The 25,860-nt window shown below is 42.1% G+C and carries 27 protein-coding genes and 1 tRNA gene; 12 read left to right on the top strand and 16 right to left on the bottom strand.

What is annotated here, in order from left to right:
* The first annotated feature begins 71 nt into the window (after positions 1-71).
* The 6 genes from HMPREF1532_RS18380 (at position 72) to HMPREF1532_RS18405 (ending at position 5,080) form a co-directional block, all read left to right on the top strand.
* The gene (locus HMPREF1532_RS18380; protein ID WP_005933362.1) at positions 72-716 is read left to right on the top strand and encodes a DUF6249 domain-containing protein; all 645 of its coding nucleotides are present in this window, start codon (positions 72-74) and stop codon (positions 714-716) included.
* Positions 713-1,261 (top strand): RNA polymerase sigma factor, encoded by a 549-nt coding sequence (locus tag HMPREF1532_RS18385; protein WP_005933366.1) that lies wholly within the window; start codon positions 713-715, stop codon positions 1,259-1,261. The genes HMPREF1532_RS18380 and HMPREF1532_RS18385 overlap by 4 nt, the downstream gene beginning before the upstream one ends.
* On the top strand, positions 1,245-1,574 hold the full coding sequence (locus HMPREF1532_RS18390; RefSeq protein ID WP_005933368.1) for a DUF5056 domain-containing protein: 330 nt from the start codon (positions 1,245-1,247) through the stop codon (positions 1,572-1,574). Before HMPREF1532_RS18385 ends, HMPREF1532_RS18390 begins: the two co-directional genes overlap by 17 nt.
* Before the next feature lie 475 nt (positions 1,575-2,049).
* Positions 2,050-3,324, top strand: a complete 1,275-nt coding sequence (cls, locus tag HMPREF1532_RS18395) for a cardiolipin synthase (RefSeq protein WP_005933370.1) — start codon at positions 2,050-2,052, stop codon at positions 3,322-3,324.
* Positions 3,325-3,499: 175 nt separating this feature from the next.
* Positions 3,500-4,294 (top strand): thymidylate synthase, encoded by a 795-nt coding sequence (locus tag HMPREF1532_RS18400; protein WP_005933372.1) that lies wholly within the window; start codon positions 3,500-3,502, stop codon positions 4,292-4,294.
* A gap of 288 nt (positions 4,295-4,582) precedes the next feature.
* Positions 4,583-5,080 carry a dihydrofolate reductase gene (locus HMPREF1532_RS18405; protein ID WP_005933374.1) on the top strand — a complete coding sequence of 166 codons (498 nt, stop codon included), beginning with the start codon at positions 4,583-4,585 and terminating at the stop codon, positions 5,078-5,080.
* Between the two features lie 9 nt (positions 5,081-5,089).
* Here the strand turns inward: HMPREF1532_RS18405 and HMPREF1532_RS18410 are convergent, their stop codons facing one another.
* The gene (locus HMPREF1532_RS18410; protein WP_005933376.1) at positions 5,090-5,566 is read right to left on the bottom strand and encodes an Lrp/AsnC family transcriptional regulator; all 477 of its coding nucleotides are present in this window, start codon (positions 5,564-5,566) and stop codon (positions 5,090-5,092) included.
* Positions 5,567-5,717: 151 nt separating this feature from the next.
* Between HMPREF1532_RS18410 and HMPREF1532_RS18415 the strand changes: the two genes are divergently transcribed.
* Together HMPREF1532_RS18415 and HMPREF1532_RS18420 are read left to right on the top strand one after the other, a co-directional pair.
* The gene (locus HMPREF1532_RS18415) at positions 5,718-6,998 is read left to right on the top strand and encodes an IgA Peptidase M64 (protein ID WP_005933379.1); all 1,281 of its coding nucleotides are present in this window, start codon (positions 5,718-5,720) and stop codon (positions 6,996-6,998) included.
* Between the two features lie 32 nt (positions 6,999-7,030).
* Positions 7,031-7,567 carry a GNAT family N-acetyltransferase gene (locus HMPREF1532_RS18420; RefSeq protein ID WP_005933381.1) on the top strand — a complete coding sequence of 179 codons (537 nt, stop codon included), beginning with the start codon at positions 7,031-7,033 and terminating at the stop codon, positions 7,565-7,567.
* A gap of 99 nt (positions 7,568-7,666) precedes the next feature.
* Here the strand turns inward: HMPREF1532_RS18420 and HMPREF1532_RS18425 are convergent, their stop codons facing one another.
* The 9 genes from HMPREF1532_RS18425 to HMPREF1532_RS18465 form a co-directional block, all read right to left on the bottom strand.
* The gene (locus HMPREF1532_RS18425; protein WP_005933384.1) at positions 7,667-8,131 is read right to left on the bottom strand and encodes an ExbD/TolR family protein; all 465 of its coding nucleotides are present in this window, start codon (positions 8,129-8,131) and stop codon (positions 7,667-7,669) included.
* Complete coding sequence (locus tag HMPREF1532_RS18430) at positions 8,131-8,721, bottom strand: ExbD/TolR family protein (protein ID WP_005933387.1); 591 nt, start codon at positions 8,719-8,721, stop codon at positions 8,131-8,133. Before HMPREF1532_RS18430 ends, HMPREF1532_RS18425 begins: the two co-directional genes overlap by 1 nt.
* Positions 8,722-8,757: 36 nt before the next feature.
* Positions 8,758-9,246, bottom strand: a complete 489-nt coding sequence (locus HMPREF1532_RS18435; RefSeq protein ID WP_005933390.1) for a hypothetical protein — start codon at positions 9,244-9,246, stop codon at positions 8,758-8,760.
* Positions 9,247-9,252: 6 nt separating this feature from the next.
* Positions 9,253-10,050, bottom strand: coding sequence for a MotA/TolQ/ExbB proton channel family protein (locus tag HMPREF1532_RS18440; RefSeq protein ID WP_005933393.1), 798 nt, complete (start codon positions 10,048-10,050; stop codon positions 9,253-9,255).
* A gap of 85 nt (positions 10,051-10,135) precedes the next feature.
* Positions 10,136-10,223: transfer RNA gene (locus HMPREF1532_RS18445), tRNA-Ser, on the bottom strand.
* 121 nt (positions 10,224-10,344) lie between these two features.
* Entirely contained in the window at positions 10,345-11,121 is a 777-nt protein-coding gene (locus HMPREF1532_RS18450; RefSeq protein ID WP_005933395.1) for a TatD family hydrolase, read from the bottom strand.
* Between the two features lie 12 nt (positions 11,122-11,133).
* Complete coding sequence (locus HMPREF1532_RS18455; protein WP_005933397.1) at positions 11,134-11,835, bottom strand: hypothetical protein; 702 nt, start codon at positions 11,833-11,835, stop codon at positions 11,134-11,136.
* Positions 11,836-11,850: 15 nt separating this feature from the next.
* On the bottom strand, positions 11,851-12,825 hold the full coding sequence (locus HMPREF1532_RS18460) for a polyprenyl synthetase family protein (protein WP_005933399.1): 975 nt from the start codon (positions 12,823-12,825) through the stop codon (positions 11,851-11,853).
* 86 nt (positions 12,826-12,911) lie between these two features.
* Entirely contained in the window at positions 12,912-13,598 is a 687-nt protein-coding gene (locus tag HMPREF1532_RS18465) for an energy transducer TonB (RefSeq protein WP_005933401.1), read from the bottom strand.
* Between the two features lie 141 nt (positions 13,599-13,739).
* Here HMPREF1532_RS18465 and porQ point away from each other — a divergent pair, with 141 nt between their 5' ends.
* The 4 genes from porQ to pfkA all read left to right on the top strand — a co-directional run bounded on the left by porQ (position 13,740) and on the right by pfkA (position 17,386).
* The gene (porQ, locus tag HMPREF1532_RS18470; RefSeq protein WP_005933403.1) at positions 13,740-14,678 is read left to right on the top strand and encodes a type IX secretion system protein PorQ; all 939 of its coding nucleotides are present in this window, start codon (positions 13,740-13,742) and stop codon (positions 14,676-14,678) included.
* Positions 14,679-14,694: 16 nt separating this feature from the next.
* The gene (gene cmk / locus HMPREF1532_RS18475; RefSeq protein WP_005933406.1) at positions 14,695-15,384 is read left to right on the top strand and encodes a (d)CMP kinase; all 690 of its coding nucleotides are present in this window, start codon (positions 14,695-14,697) and stop codon (positions 15,382-15,384) included.
* Between the two features lie 44 nt (positions 15,385-15,428).
* Positions 15,429-16,307: a 4-hydroxy-3-methylbut-2-enyl diphosphate reductase gene (locus HMPREF1532_RS18480; RefSeq protein WP_005933410.1), complete on the top strand. Its 879-nt coding sequence runs from the start codon at positions 15,429-15,431 to the stop codon at positions 16,305-16,307.
* A 98-nt stretch (positions 16,308-16,405) separates the two neighbouring features.
* Positions 16,406-17,386, top strand: coding sequence for a 6-phosphofructokinase (gene pfkA / locus HMPREF1532_RS18485; RefSeq protein ID WP_005933413.1), 981 nt, complete (start codon positions 16,406-16,408; stop codon positions 17,384-17,386).
* A 446-nt stretch (positions 17,387-17,832) separates the two neighbouring features.
* Here pfkA and HMPREF1532_RS18490 read toward each other — a convergent pair whose 3' ends face one another.
* The 6 genes from HMPREF1532_RS18490 to HMPREF1532_RS18515 form a co-directional block, all read right to left on the bottom strand.
* Entirely contained in the window at positions 17,833-18,681 is an 849-nt protein-coding gene (locus tag HMPREF1532_RS18490) for an SDR family NAD(P)-dependent oxidoreductase (RefSeq protein ID WP_025819001.1), read from the bottom strand.
* Entirely contained in the window at positions 18,678-19,934 is a 1,257-nt protein-coding gene (locus tag HMPREF1532_RS18495; protein WP_044094148.1) for an NADH:flavin oxidoreductase, read from the bottom strand. The genes HMPREF1532_RS18490 and HMPREF1532_RS18495 overlap by 4 nt, the downstream gene beginning before the upstream one ends.
* A 54-nt stretch (positions 19,935-19,988) precedes the next feature.
* Entirely contained in the window at positions 19,989-20,750 is a 762-nt protein-coding gene (locus tag HMPREF1532_RS18500) for a DUF1295 domain-containing protein (protein WP_005933422.1), read from the bottom strand.
* A gap of 136 nt (positions 20,751-20,886) precedes the next feature.
* Positions 20,887-22,230 (bottom strand): citrate/2-methylcitrate synthase, encoded by a 1,344-nt coding sequence (locus HMPREF1532_RS18505; RefSeq protein WP_005933424.1) that lies wholly within the window; start codon positions 22,228-22,230, stop codon positions 20,887-20,889.
* A 27-nt stretch (positions 22,231-22,257) separates the two neighbouring features.
* Complete coding sequence (gene icd / locus HMPREF1532_RS18510) at positions 22,258-23,466, bottom strand: NADP-dependent isocitrate dehydrogenase (RefSeq protein ID WP_309569259.1); 1,209 nt, start codon at positions 23,464-23,466, stop codon at positions 22,258-22,260.
* A gap of 44 nt (positions 23,467-23,510) precedes the next feature.
* On the bottom strand, positions 23,511-25,769 hold the full coding sequence (locus HMPREF1532_RS18515) for an aconitate hydratase (RefSeq protein ID WP_005933428.1): 2,259 nt from the start codon (positions 25,767-25,769) through the stop codon (positions 23,511-23,513).
* Positions 25,770-25,860 lie beyond the last annotated feature (91 nt).

Genomic DNA, 25,860 nt, shown 5'->3' on the forward strand with positions numbered 1-25,860 from the left:
TTTCGTCTCTTTGCAACTTTCCGTAAGACTAACTACGTCTAACAATCAAAGAAACAAAAAAACTACAAGATATGAAAAGAATTTTAACCACCCTGATGATGATAGCAGCTTTCTGCTCCCTCTCACTTGCGCAGAAAAAGAGTACCATCTACAAAGACAGTGCCGAAAATGTAAAAATTACGATCAGTAAGACGGAAACTGAAGATGACTCGGTTTATACTCCCGAATATACCGACACGACCGAAGACGGAATTACCGTTGAAAGTGAATCGACCGATTCATACGATGACTCCTATGACGATTCTTCCATTATCTCGAAAGAAGACTTTTCACTACTCAAAGATCTCGGTAGTGCAGCCAGCGCAGGCATCGCGCTTGCATTCTTCGTCCTGCTGCTCACATTCGGCTTCCCGATCTTCGTGATTTTCATTGCATTCTACTTTCGTTATAAAAGCCGTCGCGAACGCTACAAACTGGTAGAAAAAGCCATTGCAGCCGGACAGCCCATTCCGGAAGGCATTCTCAAAGAAAGTCTGAATACGGATACCACCGCCAAAGGAATCAAAAACATGTGTCTCGGTGCCGGGCTGTTCATTTTCCTATGGGCCATTACAGACAGTTTTGCCATGGGGTGTATCGGACTACTCATCCTGTTTACCGGTCTTGGCCAATGGCTTGTCGCCCGTAACCAACGCCCCACTGACGAACAGAAATGAAACAACTCAACGATATATCGTTAGTCGCACAGGTCGTGGTGTTCAAAAACACCAGGGCCTTCGACCAGTTGGTGCAGAAGTATCAATCGCCCATCCGGCGTTTCTTCCTCAACCTGACTTGCGGCGACAGCGAATTGAGTGACGACTTGGCACAAGATACATTCATCAAAGCCTATACGAACATCGCAACCTTTAAAAATCTTTCAAATTTCTCAACATGGCTTTATCGTATTGCTTATAATGTATTTTATGATTATATTCGCAGCCGAAAGGAAACAACCGAATTGGATTCCAGAGAAGTAGATGCCGCCAACAGCGTTGAACAAGACAATATAGGACAACGCATGGACATCTATCAATCACTCAAAAAGCTAAAAGAAGTGGAGCGAACCTGCATTACGCTATTCTACATGGAAGATGTAAGCATAGATAAAATAGCAGGAATTGTGGGAATACCGGCAGGGACCGTCAAAAGTCACCTGTCACGTGGAAAAGAAAAATTAGCAATGTATTTAAAACAAAACGGTTATGATGGAAACAGATGATAAATTGATACGGGCATTCTTCGCTGAACAAAAGCAGGAGATACCGGATAACGGATTTAGCCGCCGTGTAATGAACCGGTTGCCTTGCCGCACAAGTTTACTGATCAAGGTATGGAGCTTGTTCATCATGCTCGTAGCTATAATACTATTTCTGGTCTTCGACGGTTTACAGGCAATCGTTACCACGGCACGTGATATATTCGTCGCTTTGGTACAAAACGGGGCAACATCGGGCATCGACCCCAAGTCACTGATTATCGTTGTAATGGTACTCATGTTTCTGGGTATCCGCAAAGCATGGTCAATGGCATAAGGAGATATAGAATTTACCGGCATAAGAATATAAAAGCATCAAACGCTTGTTTTTCGATATAAATTATAGTATATTTGTCAACGTAATACAATCATATATTCAAATTATTATGAGGGAAAAGAGAGAAGTTTGGCTTCTCTCTTTTTTTGTTTCCAACGACGGGAACTGTTTACCTCCCCCTCCATAAAGGTAAGGAAACAGGTAGATACCGCTCGTATACACGGTGCATATCGTCCCTATGCATAGTGCGTGTCACTCATAAGCAGGGTGCTTGTCATTGATAGCCTACCGTTTCAACCTACTTTTCATCAGGAGATAAGAAAATATCTCTTAATCACCAAAGACTTTACATCAAATGCTATCACAGGAGGGCTCGCATGTTAAATTATAGTAAATATACCCTTGACAAAAAGTAGCTCCGAACAGAGATGTTGTATCTTTGTTTCTTAGGTGAACTAAATAAAGACAAAGCGCTTTGAAACTACATATATTCTTCATATTATTACTTTTCACAATAGGCAACGCAAGGGCAGGTGAAACAGATAGTTTATGGGTACAGCGACAGGATACTGCCGAACTATCCAGCGAACAAATGGTGATCCACTTCCTTCAGGAATCGGGCATTCCCATCACTTACGGCAACAAAGTAAAACTGCTTACCAGCGGGCGTGAAAAATTCAATGACCTTTTTGAAGCCATACGCGGTGCCAAACACCACATTCATCTGGAATATTTCAACTTTCGAAATGACTCGATCGCCAATGCACTCTTCGATCTGCTTGCCGAAAAAGTAAAAGAAGGCGTAGAAGTCCGGGCATTGTTCGATGCTTTCGGAAATTGGTCCAACAATAAACCATTAAAGAAACGCCATCTCAAGGCTATCCGTGAACGAGGTATCGAAATTGTAAAATTCGATCCTTTCAAGTTCCCCTATATCAATCACGCTGCCCACCGGGATCACCGGAAAATTGTCGTTATCGACGGCCGGATAGGATACACCGGTGGCATGAACATTGCTGATTATTACATCAACGGACTTCCCAAAATCGGTACATGGCGTGATATGCACATCCGTATCGAAGGTCCGGCAGTAGATATCCTACAAGAAATCTTCCTCACGATATGGAATAAAACGACAAAGCAGAATATCACAGGAGAAGTATATTTCCCCGAGCGACCCGCACCGGCAGACAGTACGGACGGCATTACCGTAGCCATTGTAGACCGTACTCCTAAGAAAGATCCACGAATGTTGAGCCACACCTACGCAATGTCGATATATGCCGCCAAAGAAAACGTACGTATTGTCAACCCCTATTTCGTTCCAACCTCTTCCATACGCAAGGCATTGAATCATGCCCTCGAAAAAGGAACCAAAGTAGAGATTATGATATCTTCCAAATCCGATATCCCCTTTACCCCGGATGCTTCACTCTACAAAGTCCACAAACTGATGAAACGCGGAGCAGATATATATTTGTATAACGGAGGATTCCACCACTCTAAAATCATGATGGTAGATGAAACATTCTGCACGGTAGGCACAGCCAATCTCAACAGCCGAAGCCTGCGCTACGATTATGAAACCAATGCTTTCATTTTTAACAAAGAATTCACCGCCCAATTGGATAGTGTATTCCAAGCTGACACGCAGCATTGCACCAGACTGACCCCGGAAGTTTGGAAACAGCGTTCACCATGGAAAAAGTTTGTCGGCTGGTTTGCCAATCTGTTCACTCCATTTTTATAATCGAACAGATTCTTCCGCCTACTCTCCCCGCCATCACCCCATTAGCCACCAACCACTAAATTCCAACTACCAGCTACCAACTACTAAATTCTAACTACCAGCTACCAACTACTAAATTCCAAATTCTAACTACCAGCTACTAAATTCTAACTACTTTTTTCCTACCTTTGCAATCATGAAACAGTATTTAGATTTACTCAGTCGTGTACTCGCCGAAGGTACCGAAAAAAGTGATCGTACCGGTACGGGTACAATCAGTGTATTCGGACATCAGATGCGCTTCAACCTCGAAGAGGGCTTTCCTTGTCTGACAACAAAGAAACTACATCTGAAATCAATAATACACGAGTTACTATGGTTCCTGCAAGGAGATACAAATGTAAAGTACTTGCAAGATAACGGTGTTCGTATTTGGAACGAATGGGCGGACGAAAACGGTGATCTCGGTCATATCTACGGTTACCAATGGCGTTCATGGCCCGATTATAAAGGAGGATTTATCGACCAGATCAGCGAAGTGGTGGATACCATCAAGCACAATCCGGACTCCCGCCGTATTATTGTCAGCGCTTGGAACGTAGGCGATCTGGACAACATGAACTTACCTCCATGCCATGCTTTCTTCCAATTTTATGTAGCCGATGGCCGGCTCAGCCTGCAGTTATATCAACGCAGTGCGGACATTTTCTTAGGAGTTCCTTTCAACATCGCCTCATATGCCCTATTGCTGCAAATGATGGCACAGGTAACCGGCCTGAAAGCCGGTGACTTTGTACATACATTGGGAGATGCCCATATCTATCTGAATCATCTCGACCAGGTAAAATTACAATTGACCCGTGAACCACGCCCATTGCCGCAGATGAAGATAAATCCGGACGTAAAAAGTATATTCGACTTCAAATATGAAGATTTTGAATTGGTAAACTACGATCCGCATCCTCATATTGCCGGGAAAGTTTCGGTGTAAATTAGTAGTTAAGTAGTAAGTAGTAATCAAGTAGTAAGTAGTCAAGTAGTAAGTAGTTAAGTAGTAAGTAGTAAGTAGGTGATAGTTTGATTTGCCAACTCGAACGCATGGAAGATAAAATAAAGACTTCATGATAATAAGAACTTTAATAATATTGTCATCCAGCACGGTCTTCAACCATCTGCTACCTATTACTCGACTATCATCTACTTAACTACTTGACTACTTAACTACTTACTACTTGACTACTTACTACTTGATTACTACTTACTACTTAACAACTTTATTATGAGCAAAATCAGTATCATAGCAGCCGTAGATCGCCGCATGGGTATCGGCTATCAAAATAAACTTTTATTCTGGTTACCCAATGATCTCAAACGTTTCAAAGCACTTACTACAGGCAACACAATCATTATGGGGCGTAAGACGTTTGAATCTCTGCCCAAAGGAGCACTCCCGAACCGCCGTAATATAGTTCTTTCCACTAATCCGGCAACTAATTTCCCGGGAGCAGAAGTATTCCCTTCTCTGGAAGCCGCCCTACAAAGCTGCCATGAAAAAGAGCATGTCTACATCATCGGTGGTGAAACCGTATACCGCCAAGCCATTGAACTGGCCGATGAACTCTGCCTTACAGAGATAGATAATGAGGCTCCACAAGCCGATGCTTTCTTTCCTGCGATAGACCCTCAAATATGGCATAAAAAAAGCAAAGAAGTTCATCTTGCCGATGAAAAACATCTTTGCTCCTATTCTTTCGTCGATTATATCAAAGAGTTATAAACTCTTCACTTATTCCTCATCCGTATCCACAATAATCGGCATCTGCCGTTTTATAGCCTCATGGAAAGAGATAAGTGTTTCGGTACGTGCCAATCCCAACGGTTGTAACTTGTCATGGATTACACTTAATAAATGATGGTTGTTCTTTGCATAAATCTTTATGAACATATCATATTTCCCAGTAGTGAAATGGCATTCTACCACCTCGGGTATAGCCTCCAAAGCTTTTGTTACAGAATCAAAAGATTCAGGATCCTTCAGGTAAATTCCAATATATGCACACGTTTCGTATCCTATCTTCTCAGGGTCGATAACAAATTCCGAACCCTTCAATATTCCCAGATTAGTCAACTTCTGTATGCGCTGATGAATAGCCGCTCCCGACACATTACACGCACGCGCCACTTCCAAAAAAGGAATACGCGCATTATCCGCTATCAACTTCAAAATTTGCTCATCTAAAGAATCCAATTGATGATGTCCCATTTTAATTCAATTTGTTTTAATACATGAATGTTATTGCAAAGTTAGATAATTTTTCGGCAATAAATACTATGATTTATTACTTTTATTTCCCAAAATAGAATAAGTCAGCAAGGGTTTATGTATCTTTGTAAAACATAAATATACGCTAAATATGAAACGATATGCCATTGTCGGGCTTTGCTTTTTATGGATAATAAATGCATATGCACAAGAGTTTACTGATTTTTTTCAGGATAAAACCTTACGGATAGACTATTTTTTCACAGGAGATGCCAAACATCAGGCCATCTATCTGGATGAGCTATCGCGCCTACCCTCATGGGCCGGGCGCCGGCATCACTTATCAGAACTTCCCTTAGAAGGCAATGGGCAGATTATAATGACCGATCTTGAAACCGGGAAATGTATCTATAAAACATCCTTTTCGTCTCTCTTTCAAGAATGGCTTTCCACAGATGAAGCGCAAAAAACAGCCAAAGGATTTGAAAATACTTTTCTGGTACCCTATCCCCAACGCCCGGCGGAGATAGAAATTATCCTGTTCTCTCCATCACGAAAAGTGATAGCAAATTTAAAACATACGGTACGTCCTGACGACATACTCATCCATGAAAGAGGCACTTCGCATGTCACCCCGCATCAGTACATACAAAAAAGCGGAAACGAAACAGACTGCATAGATGTAGCTATCATGGCCGAAGGATATACCGCAACAGAGATGGAACTGTTCTACAAAGACGCCGGAAAAGCATGTGAAAGCCTTTTCTTTTACGAACCCTTCAAATCTATGAGACATAAGTTCAACATAATTGCTGTTGCCAGCCTTTCAGAAGACAGTGGCGTAAGCGTTCCCCGTAAAAATGACTGGAAACACACCGCTTTCGGTTCTCATTTCGATACGTTTTACTCGGACCGTTATCTCACCACATGCCGTGTAAAATCCATACACAATGCCCTGGCAGGCATTCCTTACGAGCATATCATTATCATTGCCAATACAGCAGAATACGGTGGTGGTGGCATCTATAACTCCTACACACTGACTGCAGCTCATCATCCTACCTTCAAACCCGTAGTGGTACATGAATTCGGGCATAGCTTTGCCGGTCTGGGCGATGAGTATTTCTATGAGGATGACGTCATGACCGATACTTATCCTCTCAATGTTGAGCCATGGGAACCCAATATCACTACCCGGACCGACTTCTCTTCAAAATGGGAAGATATGCTGCCGGCAGCAACACCTGTGCCGACTCCACAACAAGCAAACGGCAAATATCCGATAGGAGTGTACGAGGGCGGAGGTTATTCCGCCAAAGGTATTTACCGCCCTTCATTCGATTGCCGCATGCGAACCAATGAATATCCGGAATTCTGCCCCGTATGCCAGCGTGCAATCCGCAGAATCATAGAATTCTATACCAACAAATAACATTTTAATAACCAATCAAACCCCAAACCTTTATGATTAGATTTCAAACTATCAGTACGTCTGACGTACAGCATTATCAATTTATGGAAAACCTGCTCATCGCCGCATTCCCTCCGGAAGAATATCGTGAGTTAAAAGAATTGCGCGAATATACAGATCGTACAGGTAATTTTTATAATAACATCATCTTTGACAACGAGACTCCGGTAGGTTTTATTACATATTGGGATTTCAACGACTTTTATTATGTAGAACATTTTGCCATCGATCCCACTCTTCGAAATGGCGGTTACGGCAAAAAGACATTGGATTATCTATGCAAAAAACTGGATCGCCCCATCGTGCTGGAAGTAGAGATGCCCGTGGAAGAGATGGCAAAGCGCCGTATCAATTTCTATCAGAGACAAGGATTTGTTCTTTGGGAAAAAGAATACAAGCAACCACCTTACAAGCCCGGAGACGACTTCCTACCCATGTATCTAATGGTGTTTGGCAATTTACAATGTGAACAAGACTTTGAAATGATAAAAAATAAGATTCACAAAGAAGTATACAATGTAAAAGAGTAAAGCCTGACCAAAGTTCTTTTACTCCCAAGAATATATACTAAAAAGAAAAGGATGCTTAAAATTAAGCATCCTTTTCTTTTTAGTATATTAAATCAACTCTTATTCACGATACTGCGAAGAGTAGTTGATTTTCAAAGCATAAGCTTGACGAAGCGCGTTTTTAATATCAGTTACGATACCCATCTTCGTATCTTTATCAATCTTCAAAGATACAGTCATCATTGCCTGATCAGATTCTTTCATACTTGATCTTTCCGCAATAATATAATCTTGAATTTCGGAAACTTCTGCAAAAGCATCATTCAATTGAATACGGCTCTCAGAACCCATCTTTTGACGAAACTCTCTCATTGGTTTTCCTACATATACGAATGTTACCAATGATTTCTTCTCAAGCTTTTCTAATTCTGTTGCTTGCGGAATCTTAAATTCAACCTTCAACGTTACCTCACGCATTGTTGTTACAATCATAAAGAAGAACAACAGTGTAAAGATAAGGTCAGGTAGAGAAGAAGTATTCAACGCAGGCATTTCACGTTTACCTGTTTTATTAAATTTTCCCATTACTTCTTTTCTCCATATTTTTTAGGTTCAGCTTCAGAAATCTTCTGAGGATAGACTTCACGAACGGCTTTCTGTTGTTCGTCGTCCAACTCTGAGTATTTCTTTCCCCACTTTTCCTGAGACAATTCATCTCTCAGTTCATTATAAGCGGCAACCAATTCATTTTGTACATCAATATATGCCTGATATGAAGAAGAACGGTCATTCTGCAAAGAGACTACATGTTTTTCAGTGATCATCATCGGCCCAAAGAAGTTAACATCTTTCGATACTCTCTCAGGCAATGATTCATCATTGTATTTATTAGCAATAAACTCTTTGGTCTTCGCTCTCAGCTGCTGTACGTTCATGATCTCACCGTTAACCATCAACTGGTCATACATGTTCAGGTAGATCTGCAGAACGTTACGCTGCTTCACTTTCTGATCATCCGGTTTCTCTGTATTTTCAGGCGGTGGCGGCAAACGTCTTGCCAAACCACGGTCTGTATCCATAGAAGTTGTAATCAAGAAGAAGATCAGCAACAAGAAAGCTATATCAGCCGTTGAACTTGAATTTATATCAGGAACTTTTCTTTTTCCTTTTGCCATAGTATTACTATATTTAATTGAGCAAGCTCAATTGGATTATGATAATTTCTTCCAGATACTACTCAAGATGATAGCAACGACAGTTGCACCCAACAGGAAGTAGATTGAATAAAGGAACATATCAGTCAACTTCAACCAGAAAGGAACGTTTTCTGTTCCATCATATCCCGGCATTCTCAAAGTTTCTTCACTACCCATAGCCCAAGAAACAACCATCACAAGGACTAAAAGAATAAGACCGATCAAGGATTTAATAGCACTCACCGGATTATCTTTCAATGCAGATCCAAACTGGAATATAGCAGCAACAATGGTTGCAATTACCGCTACAGCAAACAACCCATACATCAAATACAGCAATGCATCTGTATTGGCAGGTTGCCACATCTCCGGATCAACGCCTGCCATCACTGCCGCACCTTGAGCGTCTCCTCCGAAGAAGAACAGTCCCAATACGATCAGGATAAGAGCAAACATTGCGTACAGTACATAGTACGATACTTTATATGATAACTTACTACTCATCTCAGATTATTTTTTGTATTTCAAGTTATATTTGATTACCATGTCAAGCAAAGTAATAGAAGAATCTTCCATTTCGCTTGTAAGAGCTTCGATCTTAGAAAGTACATAGTTATAGAATACCTGCAGAATCAAAGCAACGATCAAACCGAAGATAGTTGTGATCAAGGCAACTTTCATACCACCTGCAACAACCGTCGGAGAGATATCACCTACCTGCTGGATTTTATCAAATGCCTGCACCATACCGATTACAGTACCCAAGAATCCCAAAGACGGAGCCATTGCGATAAACAGTGTGATCCAAGAACATCCTTTTTCAAGATAACCGGCTTGTACACCACCATAAGATACTACTGATTTTTCTACAACATCAATACCCTGATCAATTCTCATCAAACCCTGATAGTAGATAGAAGCAATAGGACCTCTGGTATTACGAGCGATGTCTTTTGCAGCTTCAACATCACCTTTTTCCAAAGCAGCCTCGATAGAAGCCATAAATTTCTTAGTATTGATTTCTGCCAAGCTCAAATAAATAATACGCTCAATACAGAATGCCAAACCGATAACCAATGCGATAGCTACCAAACTCATGAAAGATGCAGTACCTTCAATGAATTTTACTTTAATCTCTTTGTGGATACCACCTTCTTCAACGTCAGGAGCAGCAACAGCAGATTCTACAGCAGCAGGTGCAGCCTGTTCAGTTTGTTCAGCCGCAGGAGCATCTTGAGCCTGAACGAGTTGAGTTGAGCCAAATGTTAAGACTCCCATCACAGCAACAATTGCAAATAACTTTTTCATTGTGTGTCTAATTTTTAAGATTAATTAATTAAATTATTGTTATTGTATTTATTTTAGTTGTTTCCGATCTCATTCACTGCACCTGCGGAGAGAGCGGGATTCGAACCCGCGATACACTTTTGGCGTATACACGCTTTCCAGGCGTGCCTCTTCAACCACTCGAGCATCTCTCCCTAAACGGGTTTGAGCGTTTTCAGCTACAAATGTATCCTTTTTTTTCTTCTTCTAAAGCATTATCCCTTTTTTATCTTAAAGAAACACTCCAAATTAATATATTTTAAAACCTTTAGAAACTTATTTGCCCATTCCAAACACTTTTAAAGCGTTTTCAGAGGTGGCTTCAGCAACCACTTCCGGAGACTCCCGATAAATTTCCGCAACCTTAATTAAGGTATCTTTCAAACGGGCACTTTCATTCCTTTTTCCACGGTTAGGCACAGGAGTCAGGTAAGGAGAATCGGTCTCTAAAACAATACGTGCCAATGGTACATCTTTTAAGACTTCAGGTAATTGAGATTTTTTAAAAGTAACCACTCCATTTATCCCAATCATAAAACCCGGGAAATCGAGCAGTTTGGCAGCTTCTTCCGAAGTGCCGGTGAAACTATGAAAAATCCCGGTCAACCCTGTTTCTTTATAGGGCTGCAATACCTTATATATATAATCAAAAGCCTCACGGGTATGAATTACAATAGGTAAATGATACTCTAATGCCCATTCGACCTGTTTTTCAAAAGCCAAAAGCTGTTCTCTCAAAAAGGTCTTATCCCAATAGAGATCCAGGCCAATCTCACCAATTGCCACATATCCATTGGAGGATGCTAACTGTCCGGCAACAATATCCAATTCCTTTTTATAATTTTCGTTCACAGAAGTAGGGTGCAATCCTATCATCGGGAAACAAAATTCTTTGTAAGCCGCACACACCGAAAGCAAAGATTCAATCGTGGTACTATCGATATTGGGCATAAAAATATGAGTAACACCCGCCTCACGGGCACGTTGCATAACCTGAGGAAGATCATCTGCAAACTCTTCCAGAAAAAGATGTGAATGAGAATCGACAAGCATAATTAATCTTATTTATTCCGATTGTTTTTCTCCCGTCCGATAATAATAAATGAGTCCATAATCACGACATTTATCCAAGCGGGCTTCGTTAGGAAATACATTCTGGAACTTTTCTTCCACTTGGTTCCAAATATCCAATATCAACTCGTCCGCACGGGCACGCATGGAAGACAATTCCTCCAAACTGCGGTTGGTCAATGCCTGCAATGCCCTTTGTTTCTCATAGCTATCGACAAAAATATCATAATGCACTTTCACTTTAGCAATAGTAGGGTTATAAATAGGCACCCCACCTTGTGAAGTTCTCCTCCTCTCCCCCTCTATAATTCTCTTTCCCCAATCTACCATCGCCGCTTCAGATGCCAAATCCGGAACCGTAGCATTATCTACCGGCAGATCATAAAGTTTTTTGTGAACCGATTTAATTTCCGAACGGAGCACGGACAGATTCAAAACCTGAATAAAATGAGAAATATATAAACGGGCCATTTTTACATTCGCCTGATGTCTCGGACTCTCCTTTACCTGATTATTATAGCACTGAACGTAATAATTATGAGCAATTTCAAACTTCGAAAGAAAGTTCCGTGCTTCAGCCAAAGATTTCAAAGTAATAGCCAACTCGCTCACATTGTACACATCACCCTTACCAACCGCTGCCTTCAGCGCTCGTATCCGGGCTTGATCTGTATTTGGTAATCGTCTATAAGGCATCCGGCAATTCTTTATTTACATCTCCCGATACATCAGATGTTTCATCAGACTCTTCAATTCTTTCTTTTTTTCTTCGGCCACAGAAACAGCCTCCAAGCTCTCCATAGCACGGGTGTAATATTCCCGCATCTTATTTTCGCAGATAGCCTTTATGCCAATCTGATTATAAAGGGCAGTGACTGCCGCAATCTTCTCTTCCGGAGAAAAGGATTCTGCCGCAAGCCAATCATTCAGTTCTGAAAGTTGAGCTTTATCCGCACGTTCCAGTGCCTTAATCAGCATATATGTTTTCTTGTTACAAAGAATATCTCCGCCGATCTTCTTACCAAACACGGCAGAATCGCCATACACATCCAACAGATCATCCTGTAACTGAAAAGCAATACCAATCTGCACTCCAAAATCATAAAGTTTTTCCGCATCTTCCGAAGACGCTCCTCCCAAAATAGCACCGATCTTTAAACCGGCAGCCAACAAAACGGCCGTTTTCAACCGGATCATCTCAATATATTCCTCTTCTCTGACGTCGCTACGCCGTTCAAATTCCATATCCATCTGCTGCCCTTCACAAATTTCAAGAGCAGTGAGACTAAAGATATCCATTACCTGTTTCAAGTATTCCGACGGACAATCGGCCATATATTGATATGCAAGCACCAACATGGCATCTCCCGACAAAATTGCCGTGTTGTCATCCCACACCTTATGCACGGTTGCCTTCCCCCTACGCACATCGGCACGATCCATCAAGTCATCATGAAGCAAAGTATAATTATGATAAACCTCAATTCCCGTTGCCGGTCCATAAATACGGCTGACATCCTCCTTATACAGATTATATCCCATCAGCATCAACACGGGGCGAATACGTTTCCCTCCTAAAGACAGCACATACCCCACCGGCGCATATAACCCTTTCGGGCTACGGGTAAACTGTAATTCAGAAACATGAGTATTAATTTTATCAAGCAATTGGAATGCAGTAAACATAGTAAATTTGGATTAAAAGAAAACAGAAGAAGAACTAATGAAAAAGGCTGCTTTTACGGCAGCCTTTTTCGTATGTTACATAAAAATTATTGTAATCTGAACATTACAGGAACCGTATACTTAACGCGTACCGGCTTGTTTCTCTGCATACCCGGATTCCATTTCGGCATGGAGTTGATCACACGGAGAGCCTCTTTATCCAGATACGGGTCAACACTACGTGCCACCTTCGCATCTACAATACTACCATCCTTGTTTACAACGAACTGCACGATAACACGACCTTGAGTACCATTTTCCTGTGCAATTGTAGGATATTTGATATTCTTAGCCAAATAAGACATCAAAGCAGCGTTTCCGCCCGGAAACTCAGGCATTTTCTCTACAACGTCGAAGATTTCCTGTTCTTCCGGTTCTTCTTCAACCACCTGTACAGGTACATATTTTACTTCAACAGCCTGACCTACTTCCTCACTTGATGCAATAATCGTTTCTTCCACATCGGCATCGTCGTCTACGATATCCAAGATTTCGGCAGCTGCCGGTACCTCTGGTGGAGGCGGAACTTCAATTTTCTGTTCTTGTTCCGTAATAGGAACCATTTCCTCTTCAAACACTAAATCGGATAAAGCCTGGCTTGTATCAATCTTTATGTCTCTCTCGGTCCATTCGAACGCTACGAACATAAAAGCCAATACAACCACGTATCCGATAAGCAGCCATGTAGACTTTTTGCTTTCCAAGTCTGCTTTGGGTGATTTTTTAACTTCCATAAATTATAATATAAATATTAATAATACGTTCTTTTAATCAGATGTGTTTCCCAGTGTTTTGAGTCTCACGTGCTTTTCTGCCACAAATATAACGCAGATATTTGAGAAATACAGTATATTTGAACAGTTTTTTCTGCTAAAATGTTAAAAAAGAATATATTCATAGTACTATTGCTACTTTTTTGGGTCCGGACACAGGCTCAGGAAGATAATAGCGTGTTCCAGTTCCTCAAACTACCTTTTTCTTCACATGCAGCCGCTTTAGGTGGAGAAAACATTTCAATCATCGAGGACGATCTGACAATGGCTGTTCACAATCCGGCCCTGTTATCATGTGTAGCGGATAAAACGCTCAACTTAAATTATACCTTATATATAGCGGGAGTCAATGCAGCCAGTGCCGCCTTTTCACGTGTTCTCGGCGACCGCTCTACCTGGGCAGTAACAGCCCAATTCGTGAATTATGGCACGATGAAAGAAACCACCAGTGAAAACATAATAATAGGCACCTTTTCTGCCAAAGACATGGCATTTTCCGGCATTTACTCTTATGACCTGAGCGATTATTGGAGTGGAGGAGTGAAAGCCAATCTGATCTATTCCAATTATGATAAATTCTCTTCCTTTGCCATCGGTGTAGATTTAGGATTGAATTATTATCATCAAAACAGCGACTTCTCATTTTCTATGGTAGCCCGTAATTTGGGAGGACAAATTGTTGCTTTCGAAGATAAGCGCGAAAAATTACCGGTAGATGTGCAAGTGGGCATCACCAAACGCCTGTCACATGCCCCTTTCCGGATCTCCGCCACTTTATATAATCTCACCGATTGGAAAAACTCCAAATTCTTTGATCATGCCGTAATCGGTATGGACTTTTTGCCGACTGATAATTTTTACGTTTCGTTAGGATATAATTTCCGTCGGACAAACGAGATGAAAGTAGCTGACTCAAGTCATTGGGCAGGTTTTACAGCAGGAGCCGGCCTGCAAATCAAACGTTTCAAATTAGGAGCTGCCTATGCTAAATACCATCTTAGCACCTCGTCTTTATTGTTCAACCTCTCTATGACACTATAATATAATAATGAATAAGATGAAAAAGATTACCATAGCAATCGATGGCTTTTCCTCTTGTGGTAAAAGTACAATGGCCAAGGATCTGGCTCGCGAAATAGGGTATATTTATATTGACAGCGGAGCCATGTATCGTGCCGTCACCCTCTACAGTATAGAAAACGGTATTTTCAACGGAGATGCAATCGATACCGAGAAACTCAAACATCGGATGAAAGACATTCACATTTCTTTTCGTATCGATCCGGAAACCGGGCGTCCGAATACCTATTTAAATGATGTGAATGTAGAAAACAAAATTCGCACAATGGAAGTTTCCTCCAAAGTAAGTCCGATCAGCGCCTTGGATTTCGTACGTTCCGCCATGGTAAAACAACAACAGGCGATGGGACGTGAAAAAGGGATTGTCATGGATGGCCGCGATATCGGTACGACAGTATTTCCGGATGCCGAACTGAAAATATTTGTTACGGCTACTCCCGAAATCCGTGCTCAACGACGTTATGATGAATTGAAAGCCAAAGGACAGGAAGCCAGTTTTGATGAGATTTTAGAGAATGTGAAACAACGTGACTACATCGATCAGAACCGAAAAGTAAGTCCATTAAAAAAAGCAGATGACGCATTACTGTTGGACAACACGGAACTGACGATTCCACAACAAAAAGAATGGTTGTTCGACCAATACAATCAAGTTACAAAAGCATAAGGGCCTATTCGGATTTTGGCCTTTCATTATTCTGAAGATCAAGAATGATTAAAGTAGAGATAGATGAAGGTTCCGGCTTCTGCTTCGGAGTAGTAACAGCTATCCACAAAGCGGAAGAAGAATTGGCAAAAGGGGCAACCCTCTATTGCCTGGGTGATATTGTACATAATAGCCGGGAAGTGGAACGGCTTAAATCAATGGGACTCATCACCATCAATCATGAAGAGTTCAAGCAATTGCACAACGCAAAAGTATTGCTTCGCGCTCATGGTGAGCCTCCCGAAACTTATATAACAGCTTACAAAAATAATATTGAAATTATCGATGCGACCTGTCCGGTAGTACTTCGCCTGCAAAAACGTATCAAACAGGAGTATCAACAAGAAGACAATGGAGAGAAACAAATCGTCATATACGGTCAAAACGGACATGCCGAAGTTTTAGGATTAGTGGGACAGGCCACAGGGCAAGCTATTGTTATTGAAAAGCTGGAAGAAGCCAAAGGGCTCGATTTCAGTAAAAATATCCGTCTTTATTCACAAACCACCAAATCTCTGGATGAATTTTGGGAAATTGTCGACTATATCAAGGCACATATCTCTCCCAACGCCACATTCGAATATTACGATACCATTTGTCGACAGGTAGCCAATCGTATGCCCAATTTACGTAAATTTGCCGCTTCACATGACCTTATTTTTTTTGTTAGCGGAAAAAAAAGTTCAAACGGTAAAATGTTATTCAGTGAATGTCTTAAAGTCAACCCGAACTCTCATCTGATAGACAGTATAGAAGAAATAGATGATTCTCTGCTTCACGACATTGACTCAATTGGCGTATGTGGAGCAACTTCTACCCCAAAATGGCTGATGGAGCAAATTTATATGGAAATAAAAGCACGTCTGGGGCAAGAAAGTCTTTAACGTTATTTATTAATAGCACCGTCAGTTTGACACGAATGCAATCCATTTCCTAACACTTTTTGCTATCTTTGCAGCGTCAAATATAAAATAAGATTGTAATGGGAACAGTTAAGTGTGTAGGTATTTTAACCTCCGGAGGGGATGCTCCGGGAATGAATGCTGCAATTCGTGCAGTGACACGTGCAGCTATCTATAACGGACTGCAAGTTAAGGGTATATACAGAGGATATAAAGGGCTGGTAACAGGAGAAATCAGTGAATTTAAAAGCCAGAATGTAAGTAATATCATCCAGCTGGGAGGTACTATTCTGAAAACAGCACGCTGCAAAGAATTTACTACACCGGAAGGTCGTCAGCTCGCCTACGAAAATATGAAGAAAGAAGGCATCGATGCTCTTGTTATTATCGGTGGCGACGGTTCCTTGACAGGTGCCCGCATTTTTGCACAAGAGTTCGATGTACCCTGTATCGGATTGCCGGGTACAATCGACAACGACTTATATGGTACAGATACCACTATCGGATACGATACGGCATTGAACACTATTTTAGATGCAGTCGATAAGATACGCGATACAGCAACTTCACACGAACGTCTTTTCTTCGTAGAAGTGATGGGACGTGATGCCGGTTTTCTTGCTTTGAACGGTGCCATTGCTTCCGGAGCAGAAGCTGCCATCATTCCGGAATTCAGTACAGAAGTCGATCAATTGGAAGAATTCATTAAAAGCGGTTTCCGCAAATCCAAAAACAGTAGTATCGTATTAGTAGCGGAAAGCGAGCTGACAGGTGGTGCCATGCATTATGCAGAGCGTGTAAAAAATGAATATCCGCAATATGATGTACGTGTAACAATTCTGGGGCATCTTCAACGTGGCGGCAGCCCTACGGCACACGATCGTATTTTGGCAAGCCGTTTAGGTGCGGCAGCCATCGATGCTATTATGGAAGACCAGCGTAATGTAATGATCGGTATTGAACATGATGAAATTGTTTATGTACCTTTCAGCAAAGCAATAAAAAATGATAAACCGATCAAGAGAGAACTGGTCAACGTACTAAGAGAGCTCTCTATTTAACAACGATAGTGATAAGTTTCAAAATGGCAGAGAGTACTCTCTGCCATTTTTTATATTCAATACGGACACGTAGAAAAACACACATACTATTTGCTTAAAAATAAAATTTTATAGCTGATTCAATTTCCAAAGACACCGTATATCCTCTTCGAACTCCTTCATTTTATTACTACAATAAAAAATCATTCTCCATTTATCTCCCATGTAAAGTTTTATAAATATTTCATTTAGATCTCGTAGAGAAATAACCTGTTTCTCTACGGGAAACGATCGGTTCTTCGTAGAGAAACAGAGCGAATCTCGTAGAGAAAAAGATACATCTCACAACGAATTGATATACAGACTATTACAACGATATTAGTTTGTATCTTTTTTTCTCAAAAATAAATCGATCTATTTTTCTTTTCAATACAATAATACCTTCTGAAATCTAAACAGATCAATTCTTATAGCCATTTTTTCACCTGTTTTTCCGTCTCATCCCACAACAATCGTTTCTGCACATGATTAATATATTTATCCGAAAGTGGTTTAGAATGGTTATTCAGATTAAACGTTCCCGTTTTCCCTGCCAGTCTTTTATCAAGTAATAATCCAACTGCAGTGGAAGCTCCTTGCATGGGAGTACGGATAAAAGGGCGAAAAAAAATATCCGTCAAGGGATCAAACCACTGATGCATAGTAATAATATCAGTAGAAACAATTCCCGGATCGGCAGCATTGACAGTTATTCCGCGTTCTTCCACTCTTTCGGCGAGTTCTAAAGTAAAAAGGAGTAAAGCCAGTTTAGTATTACTGTAAACAGGTATTCGCCAAAATTTTCCTTTGCGACCAAAAAAGAAAAAATCGGGAAAATGTAATTTTCCAATAGCATAAGTGCAAGATACCATATTCACAATACGTGTTCCCCGACCCATTAAAGGAAGTAACTTCCGGGTCAGCAAATACGGTCCTACATAATTGACACTGACTGTCCGTTCCATACCATCTACAGTGATATGTAGTCCAGTTTCCATCGTTCCGGCATTATTCATCAATAAAGCAACTCTATGAGCACGCTCCAAAACCAAACCGGTAAAGGCCGATACAGATTCCATAGATGCCAGATCGAGCGGAAGTATCTCCAAATCCATATTTCCGGTTTCCCGGATTATACGTTGCTTCACCGGTCCCGCTTTCACAGGATTATAACAAGCCATTATTACATGATATCCTGCAAAGGCTACGGCTTTGGTTATTTCCGTTCCCATTCCTCCATCGGCACCAGTTATGATCGCCAAATTCCGTTCCATCATTTATTTTCCAACTTTCCTATTTCTTTCTGTAAACAAGGAGGAAGCTTCTCCCGAAGATGCTGATGACAAGCCATTTCAATGGAATACATCCGCCCAATGCAATAATTACTATGTCCACAATTGCAACGGGCATTTTCTTCAGCATGCATCCGATTTACAAACCCAGGCTCATTAAGTAGTGCACGCGCCATCTGTACTGCTTCAAAGCCATATCCCAATACTTCATCTATCTTTGTGCGTGACACAAGACCACCCACATAAATAAGCGGCATCGCGGGAAGTGCCGTACGAAATTTCAACGCATCTTCCAAAAAATAAGCCTCTTCGAAAGGTACGGAAGGAATCATCATTCGTCCAGCCAATTTCACACCCAACTTCAACCACCAACAATCCATATAATATGTCAATGCTTTTATCGGCATTGCTCCGCGCATCACATACATAGGCGCCTTACTGACAAAGCCCCCACTCAATACCAGCGCATGCGCTCCGAGTTGCTCTAACCGGCGAGCCACCCCAATTGTTTCGTTTATTTCCATTCCTCCTCGAAAACCATCGCGCATATTCATCTTCACAATGACCGCCATATCATCACCGGCCGCTTTCAATACCTCCAACATCACTTCGTCCATAAACCGCATCCGGTTTTCAAGAGAACCGCCATATTCATCTTTCCGATGATTCGTATAAGGCGAAAGGAACTGGCTAATAAGATAACCGTGGCCGGCATGTACTTCGACCGCATCAAAACCTGCTTCACGAGCCATATTTACTGCACGACCATACGCGCGTGCCATTTCCGGTATCTCTTCTTTCTTCATCCCGCGAACCCATGTAGGCGAATAAATATTAAAACCCGAAGAAGCAGATATAGGTGTCACCCCACAAATACTCTTATGGGACATATTACCACAATGCCCTATCTGAATGCCGGCAGCCGCCCCTTCTCTATGAACGGCATTCGTCACTTCACGTAATCCGGGAATAATCTCCGGACGAAGCCAAAGCTGACGAGGAAACGAAAGTCCGCTTTTCGCAACAGAGGCATAGGCCACCGTTGTCATGCCAATACCGCCTGCCGCCACTGAACGATGATAATCGAGTAACATCTGGGAAGGAGCATTTCCGGGACACATACCTTCGAAAGCAGCCGAACGAATAGTACGATTGCGCAAAGTCAACGGACCGATACGGACAGGAGTAAAAAGTTTAGAAACAGTTCCCGATTTTCTTTCACCGGAAAAGAAATTCATTGTTACATCTGTATCTATATTCATAAGCATCCGTGTTTTCTTGAAAAGAATCAATTAATATATAAATGGAAAGATACGTTTCCGACTACCGACCGCCTCACCGAACTCTTCGCGATAACGATGCCAGATAGCATTGGCACGAGGTACAAGATTGGCAAAAGTCCACCATAAAAACACGGTTCCCGAAAGAGACCATGTAAGTATGGCCCATCCTGTCCACTCCACTATCTCACCGAAATAATTAGCTGAAGTGACATAACGGTACAAGCCTCCGAAAGGAAGATAATGACGGGTATCCCCCGGGGTTCGAAGATGCCGGATTATATAGTCGGAATGACAATTAATACCCATACCTACAAAAAACAGAACTGTACCTAATATAAATTGCGGCGCAGCAAACCATTGAGAAGTATACCTATCTGCAGGAGAAAGATAAAATATCCATTCACCCTGCATAAAACCATTCAGAACATTAAAAAGAACTCCCATCAAAAGGATAGCAACCGGCATTCGGCCTTTTCCTTGCAATAAACAAGGAAAAACAAACGAACGCTGAAAATAATGAAGTTGAAAGAAAAAGAAAAAAGTCAGTTGCACGGGTAAGAAACGACGGTCGGAATACCACCACATCCATATCATCACTAAAAAGACCGGTACCTCCATTAGCATCCATGCCAATTTATTATTGACAGAAAGCCCCCAAGCTGCACTACGAAACATACCATAACCAGCCTTCACAAAATAAAGCGCAATAAAAACAAGCGCTGCTACCAAAGTCATTATCCAAAGAAAAGATCCAAAGGTTTCCGCATCCATAGTCATGTGTTTTTACGACAAGCAAAGATATAGAAAAACCTGATTATTACAAAGAGTTTTCTTACAGAAGAGTGCCACAAAAAAGCTCCCATCCTTTTCAGAATGAGAGCAAACCAAAATAAAATCATTCAGAGAATCAACGCTTACTCAAAGGGATGTATTGCCCCACTTCCAGTACATTCTTATATGCCGGACGAATAATACGTTTCCCCTCGAAGTTCAACTCCTCATTGCGATGCGCACACCACCCCACAATGCGTGCCATAGCAAACAACGGAGTATAAATTTCCTGTGGCAAACCGATCATCTCATACACAAAACCAGAGTAGAAATCAACATTGCTCGACACGGTTTTACCATTATTTTTTATCTTGCCAAACATGGCGATAGCGCGTTCTTCCAATAACTCAAGGAAAGCAAATTCACGCTCACGCTTTTTCTCTTTTGCCAAATCACGAGCCAACTCTTTCAATAACAGCGCACGGGGATCGGAAATGGTATATACCGCATGGCCGATACCATAAATCAATCCGGTTTTATTGTACACCTCCTTATTAAGCATGCGGGTAAAATAGGTATCTATTTCATCGACATTAGTCCAATCTTTGATATTTTCCTGAAGATGGTGAAACATATCGACCACCTGAATATTGGCTCCTCCATGAAGCGGTCCTTTTAATGAACCGATACCGGCGGCAATAGACGAATACGTATCCGTACCGGTAGAAGAAGTTACCCGAACGGTAAACGTAGAGTTATTACCACCACCGTGTTCTGCCTGAAGCATCAGTAAAAGATCAAGCGTACGGGCATCCAACTGAGTGTAGTCTTTTTTCAGCATATAAAGAAAGTTCTCGGCTATGGAAAGATTCTCCTGCGGGTGACGGATATGGAGCGAACGACCGAAAGTTGCATGGCGTAACATGTTATAAGCATACGCGATGATAGTGGGAAACTTCGAGATAAGGTCGATACTCTGCCGCATCAGGTTATCACGCGATGTATCGTCCGGATTGGCGTCAAAACGATACATCTCGAGCACGCTGCGAGCCAGAATATTCATGATATTGTTTCCCTCGAGTTCGATAATATTCATTTTTGTCTTCTGTTCCAACGGCATATTATCATTTACCAGTTCACGAAAGGAAGCCAATTCTTCTTTATCGGGCAGGCGACCGGAAAGCAGCAGATAAGCCACTTCTTCAAAACCATAGCGTTTCTCTTTCATAGCGGCATGAGCCAGATCTTCAAGATCATATTGGCGATAAAACAATTTTCCGGGAATCGGTTTCAAACCACCTCCGGGAATACGTTCATAACCAACAACATTGCCAACTTTAGTAAGGCCTACCAATACTCCGGTACCGTCTTCATTACGTAATCCGCGCTTTACATCATACTTCGGGAAAAGCTCATTATCGATCCGGGTACAGTCTTTCATGTCCTCAGAGAGCTTATAGACCAAATATTCTTTCTTCATAACCGTATTTATTTTATTATCATTTACTTAACTTCTTATTCTCTCTATAATCTCTCTGGTAAAAGCAGATGTGGAAAGAGACTTGCCTCCAGGCATGAAACGGGCCAAATCTGCCGTAGCACGGGCATCACCAAAACTATGTTCAAGCGCCATCGTTATACGGTCGGCAGCCTCTTGCCAACCCATATATTCGAGCATCATTACCGCAGAGAGTATCAACGAACAAGGATTCACGATATCTTGTCCGGCTATGTTGGGAGCAGTGCCATGAGTAGCTTCAAAAATAGCATGCCCACTGACATAATTGATATTAGCTCCCGGAGCGATGCCGATACCGCCTACCATGGCAGCCAACTGATCGGAAATATAATCACCATTCAAATTCAATGTGGCAACCACCGAATATTCTTCAGGCATCAACAGCGTGTTTTGCAAAAAGGCATCGGCAATGCAATCCTTGACAACCAACCGCCCCTCCGCCAACGCATCACCAAATTCCCGCTGTGCCAATTCATATCCCCACTTTTTGAAACCTCCTTCGGTGAATTTCATTATATTCCCCTTGTGTACCAACGTGACGGAAGGCAAATGATGATCGAGCGCATATTGACAGGCAGCACGCACCAAACGCTCCGTTCCTTCCTTAGACACAGGCTTCACCCCAAAAGAGGAGGTTTCGGGAAAGCGGACTTTCGTCACTCCCATCTCATCCCGCAAAAAACGATAAAGTTTCTCTGCTTCCTGAGTACCTGCCTCCCACTCGATACCGGCATATATATCCTCGGTATTCTCACGGAAAATGGTCATATTGACTGTTTCCGGGGCCTGCAAAGGAGAATGTACTCCCACAAACCAGCGCACCGGACGCAGGCATACATATAAATCAAGTGTCTGGCGCAGAGCCACATTCAACGAACGAATCCCCCCACCCACAGGAGTGGTCAACGGCCCTTTGATACCGATAAGATATTCTTTAAAAGCATCCATTGTCTCGTCGGGCAACCACGAACCGACAGAGTGATAAGCACGTTCACCGGCAAGCACTTCAAGCCACTCTATCCTACGGCGGCCACCATAAGAACTATCAACAGCCGCATTTACAATAGCCCGCATAGCGGGAGTTATCTCTTCACCCACACCGTCACCGGTAATAAAAGGAACGGTCGGAATATCCGGTACAGACAAAGTACCGTCAAGTTGTTTAGTAATTTTGTTCATAATCGATAATGTGGCAATTTGCCAATATGTTCATGTACCCATTGGCTGCACACGTATTTTTTTTAATAACACAATGACAAATTATTATTGAGGGCAGATCCTGCACGGAACCATGCTATTTGCTGCTCATTATAGGTATGCTGTACGGCAAAACTCTCTTTGGTTCCATCTTCGTGATGAACCACCACCTCAAGGTCGCGTCCCGGAGCAAAGTTTTGCAAACCAGTTACAGAAAGCAGGTCATGTTCTTGTATGCGATCATAATCATCCTTATCCTTAAAAGTAACAGCCAACATACCCTGCTTCTTCAGATTGGTTTCATGAATACGGGCAAAACTCTTGGCAAGAATTACTTTTACATTCAGGAAACGAGGTTCCATAGCCGCATGTTCACGACTGGAGCCCTCACCATAATTTTCTTCGGCAACAACCATCGAAGCAATTCCTTCTGCCTTATACATCTTAGCCGTACCGGAAACAGGCCCATAAGTATTTGTCAAGCGATTCCACACACTATTTGTCTCACCGTTAAAAGCATTGACCGCTCCCATCAGCATGTTATCGGAAATATTCTCTAAATGCCCGCGAAAACGCAACCACGGACCTGCCATCGAAATATGATCAGTAGTACACTTCCCTTGTGTCTTGATCAGCAAAGGCATATTCAATAAGTCGTTTCCATCCCATGCCGGGAAAGGAGCCAACAATTGCAAACGCTTCGACTGCGGATCGACCCTGATTTCAACTTCTGTTCCAACAGGGGCCAAGTAGCCACTGGCAGCCGAAGTGAAACCATACACAGGTAATTCATCTCCCACCGGTTCACTGAATTTCACTTTCTTCCCCTCATGCGTAAGCAAACGGTCTTTTAAGGGATTGAAACAAAGATCACCGGCAATGGTGAGTGCCATTACTATTTCGGGGGAAGCCACAAAAGCAAATGTATTCGGATTACCATCCGCCCGTTTGGCAAAATTGCGGTTGAAAGAGGTCACAATCGAGTTTTTACGGGTAGGATCGTCTGTATGGCGTTTCCACTGCCCGATGCAAGGCCCACAAGCATTTGCCATGATCGTTGCCCCTATTTGGCGGAAAAGAGTAATCATTCCATCCCGTTCGGCAGTAGCCCTGATTTGTTCACTTCCGGGATTAACAATAAGCGGCGCAGCAATGGCCACGTCCTTCTCCAATGCCTCACGGGCAATAGAAGCAGCACGACTGAGATCCTGATAGGATGAATTGGTACACGACCCGATAAGCCCTACTTCCATTTTACGGGGATAACCGTTCAGCAGTACTTTTTCTGCAAATTCAGAAATGGGAGTAGCCGCATCAGGAGTGAACGGCCCATTGATATAAGGTTCCAGTTCTGAAAGATTTATTTCAATAATACGGTCATAAAATTTCTCGGGCAGCGCCATCACTTCATCGTCAGCACGAAGATCGGCAGTTACGGACTCCGCCAACAAGGCAACTTCTTCACGACCGGTAGCACGCAGATAAACGCCCATACGTTCATCATAGGGAAAAAGCGAAGTAGTAGCCCCTACTTCGGCACCCATATTACAAATCGTAGCTTTTCCGGTTGCTGAAATAGATTCCGTACCGGAACCGAAATATTCAATAATGGCGTTAGTGCCACCCTTCACAGTCAAGATACCGGCCAATTTAAGAATAACATCTTTGGGAGTTGTCCAACCGTTAAGTTCTCCGGTCAACCGGACACCAATCAATTTGGGCATCTTCAATTCCCATTCCATACCCGTCATCACATCTACCGCATCGGCACCTCCTACCCCAATAGCAACCATTCCCAAACCACCGGCATTCGGTGTATGAGAATCTGTTCCTACCATCATTCCTCCGGGAAATGCATAATTTTCTAATACGACCTGATGGATAATTCCCGCTCCCGGTTTCCAAAAGCCGATTCCATAACGGGAAGAAACATCGCGCAGGAAATCGTATACCTCCTCGTTCGTCTTAGTAGCAGTAGCTATGTCTTCGCTCGCTCCCTTATAAGCCTGTATCAAGTGGTCGCAATGCACTGTTGAGGGAACAGCAACGCGTTCCTTACCGGCATTCATAAACTGCAATAGAGCCATCTGTGCAGTAGCATCCTGCATAGCTACCCGATCCGGACGAAAATTCACATAATCTTCCCCACGTTTATAATCCCTCAAACGGGCTTCCTCAAAAAGATGAGTATACAAGATTTTTTCTGCTAACGTAAGCGGACGTTTCAGCACACTCCTTACACGTTCCATTTTCCCTTTATAGGCTGAATAGAAGCTTCTTATCATGTCTATATCATACACCATATGCATTTATATTTTAAAACTGTATATGTATTATTAACGAACAAGCGCGCAATAATGTTTAACGAACAATGTTTAATATTCAAACATTAGC

It is taken from the genome of Bacteroides salyersiae WAL 10018 = DSM 18765 = JCM 12988 (genome assembly GCF_000381365.1).
Taxonomy (GTDB): Bacteria; Bacteroidota; Bacteroidia; order Bacteroidales; family Bacteroidaceae; genus Bacteroides; species Bacteroides salyersiae.

Bases quoted from the DNA above. Each gene is read 5' to 3' on its own strand.
- HMPREF1532_RS18425 (WP_005933384.1), bottom strand. From the start codon at position 8,131: ATGGGAAAATTTAATAAAACAGGTAAACGTGAAATGCCTGCGTTGAAT.
- porQ (WP_005933403.1), top strand. From the start codon at position 13,740: ATGTTAAAAAAGAATATATTCATAGTACTATTGCTACTTTTTTGGGTC.
- HMPREF1532_RS18480 (WP_005933410.1), top strand. From the start codon at position 15,429: ATGATTAAAGTAGAGATAGATGAAGGTTCCGGCTTCTGCTTCGGAGTA.
- HMPREF1532_RS18420 (WP_005933381.1), top strand. From the start codon at position 7,031: ATGATTAGATTTCAAACTATCAGTACGTCTGACGTACAGCATTATCAA.
- cmk (WP_005933406.1), top strand. From the start codon at position 14,695: ATGAAAAAGATTACCATAGCAATCGATGGCTTTTCCTCTTGTGGTAAA.
- HMPREF1532_RS18385 (WP_005933366.1), top strand. From the start codon at position 713: ATGAAACAACTCAACGATATATCGTTAGTCGCACAGGTCGTGGTGTTC.
- HMPREF1532_RS18440 (WP_005933393.1), bottom strand. From the start codon at position 10,050: ATGAAAAAGTTATTTGCAATTGTTGCTGTGATGGGAGTCTTAACATTT.
- HMPREF1532_RS18450 (WP_005933395.1), bottom strand. From the start codon at position 11,121: ATGCTTGTCGATTCTCATTCACATCTTTTTCTGGAAGAGTTTGCAGAT.
- HMPREF1532_RS18380 (WP_005933362.1), top strand. From the start codon at position 72: ATGAAAAGAATTTTAACCACCCTGATGATGATAGCAGCTTTCTGCTCC.
- HMPREF1532_RS18410 (WP_005933376.1), bottom strand. From the start codon at position 5,566: ATGGGACATCATCAATTGGATTCTTTAGATGAGCAAATTTTGAAGTTG.
- pfkA (WP_005933413.1), top strand. From the start codon at position 16,406: ATGGGAACAGTTAAGTGTGTAGGTATTTTAACCTCCGGAGGGGATGCT.
- HMPREF1532_RS18495 (WP_044094148.1), bottom strand. From the start codon at position 19,934: ATGAATTTCTTTTCCGGTGAAAGAAAATCGGGAACTGTTTCTAAACTT.
- HMPREF1532_RS18415 (WP_005933379.1), top strand. From the start codon at position 5,718: ATGAAACGATATGCCATTGTCGGGCTTTGCTTTTTATGGATAATAAAT.
- HMPREF1532_RS18500 (WP_005933422.1), bottom strand. From the start codon at position 20,750: ATGGATGCGGAAACCTTTGGATCTTTTCTTTGGATAATGACTTTGGTA.
- HMPREF1532_RS18405 (WP_005933374.1), top strand. From the start codon at position 4,583: ATGAGCAAAATCAGTATCATAGCAGCCGTAGATCGCCGCATGGGTATC.
- HMPREF1532_RS18435 (WP_005933390.1), bottom strand. From the start codon at position 9,246: ATGAGTAGTAAGTTATCATATAAAGTATCGTACTATGTACTGTACGCA.
- HMPREF1532_RS18390 (WP_005933368.1), top strand. From the start codon at position 1,245: ATGATGGAAACAGATGATAAATTGATACGGGCATTCTTCGCTGAACAA.
- HMPREF1532_RS18465 (WP_005933401.1), bottom strand. From the start codon at position 13,598: ATGGAAGTTAAAAAATCACCCAAAGCAGACTTGGAAAGCAAAAAGTCT.
- HMPREF1532_RS18505 (WP_005933424.1), bottom strand. From the start codon at position 22,230: ATGAAGAAAGAATATTTGGTCTATAAGCTCTCTGAGGACATGAAAGAC.
- HMPREF1532_RS18490 (WP_025819001.1), bottom strand. From the start codon at position 18,681: ATGATGGAACGGAATTTGGCGATCATAACTGGTGCCGATGGAGGAATG.
- HMPREF1532_RS18515 (WP_005933428.1), bottom strand. From the start codon at position 25,769: ATGGTGTATGATATAGACATGATAAGAAGCTTCTATTCAGCCTATAAA.
- HMPREF1532_RS18460 (WP_005933399.1), bottom strand. From the start codon at position 12,825: ATGTTTACTGCATTCCAATTGCTTGATAAAATTAATACTCATGTTTCT.
- HMPREF1532_RS18430 (WP_005933387.1), bottom strand. From the start codon at position 8,721: ATGGCAAAAGGAAAAAGAAAAGTTCCTGATATAAATTCAAGTTCAACG.
- HMPREF1532_RS18455 (WP_005933397.1), bottom strand. From the start codon at position 11,835: ATGCCTTATAGACGATTACCAAATACAGATCAAGCCCGGATACGAGCG.
- HMPREF1532_RS18400 (WP_005933372.1), top strand. From the start codon at position 3,500: ATGAAACAGTATTTAGATTTACTCAGTCGTGTACTCGCCGAAGGTACC.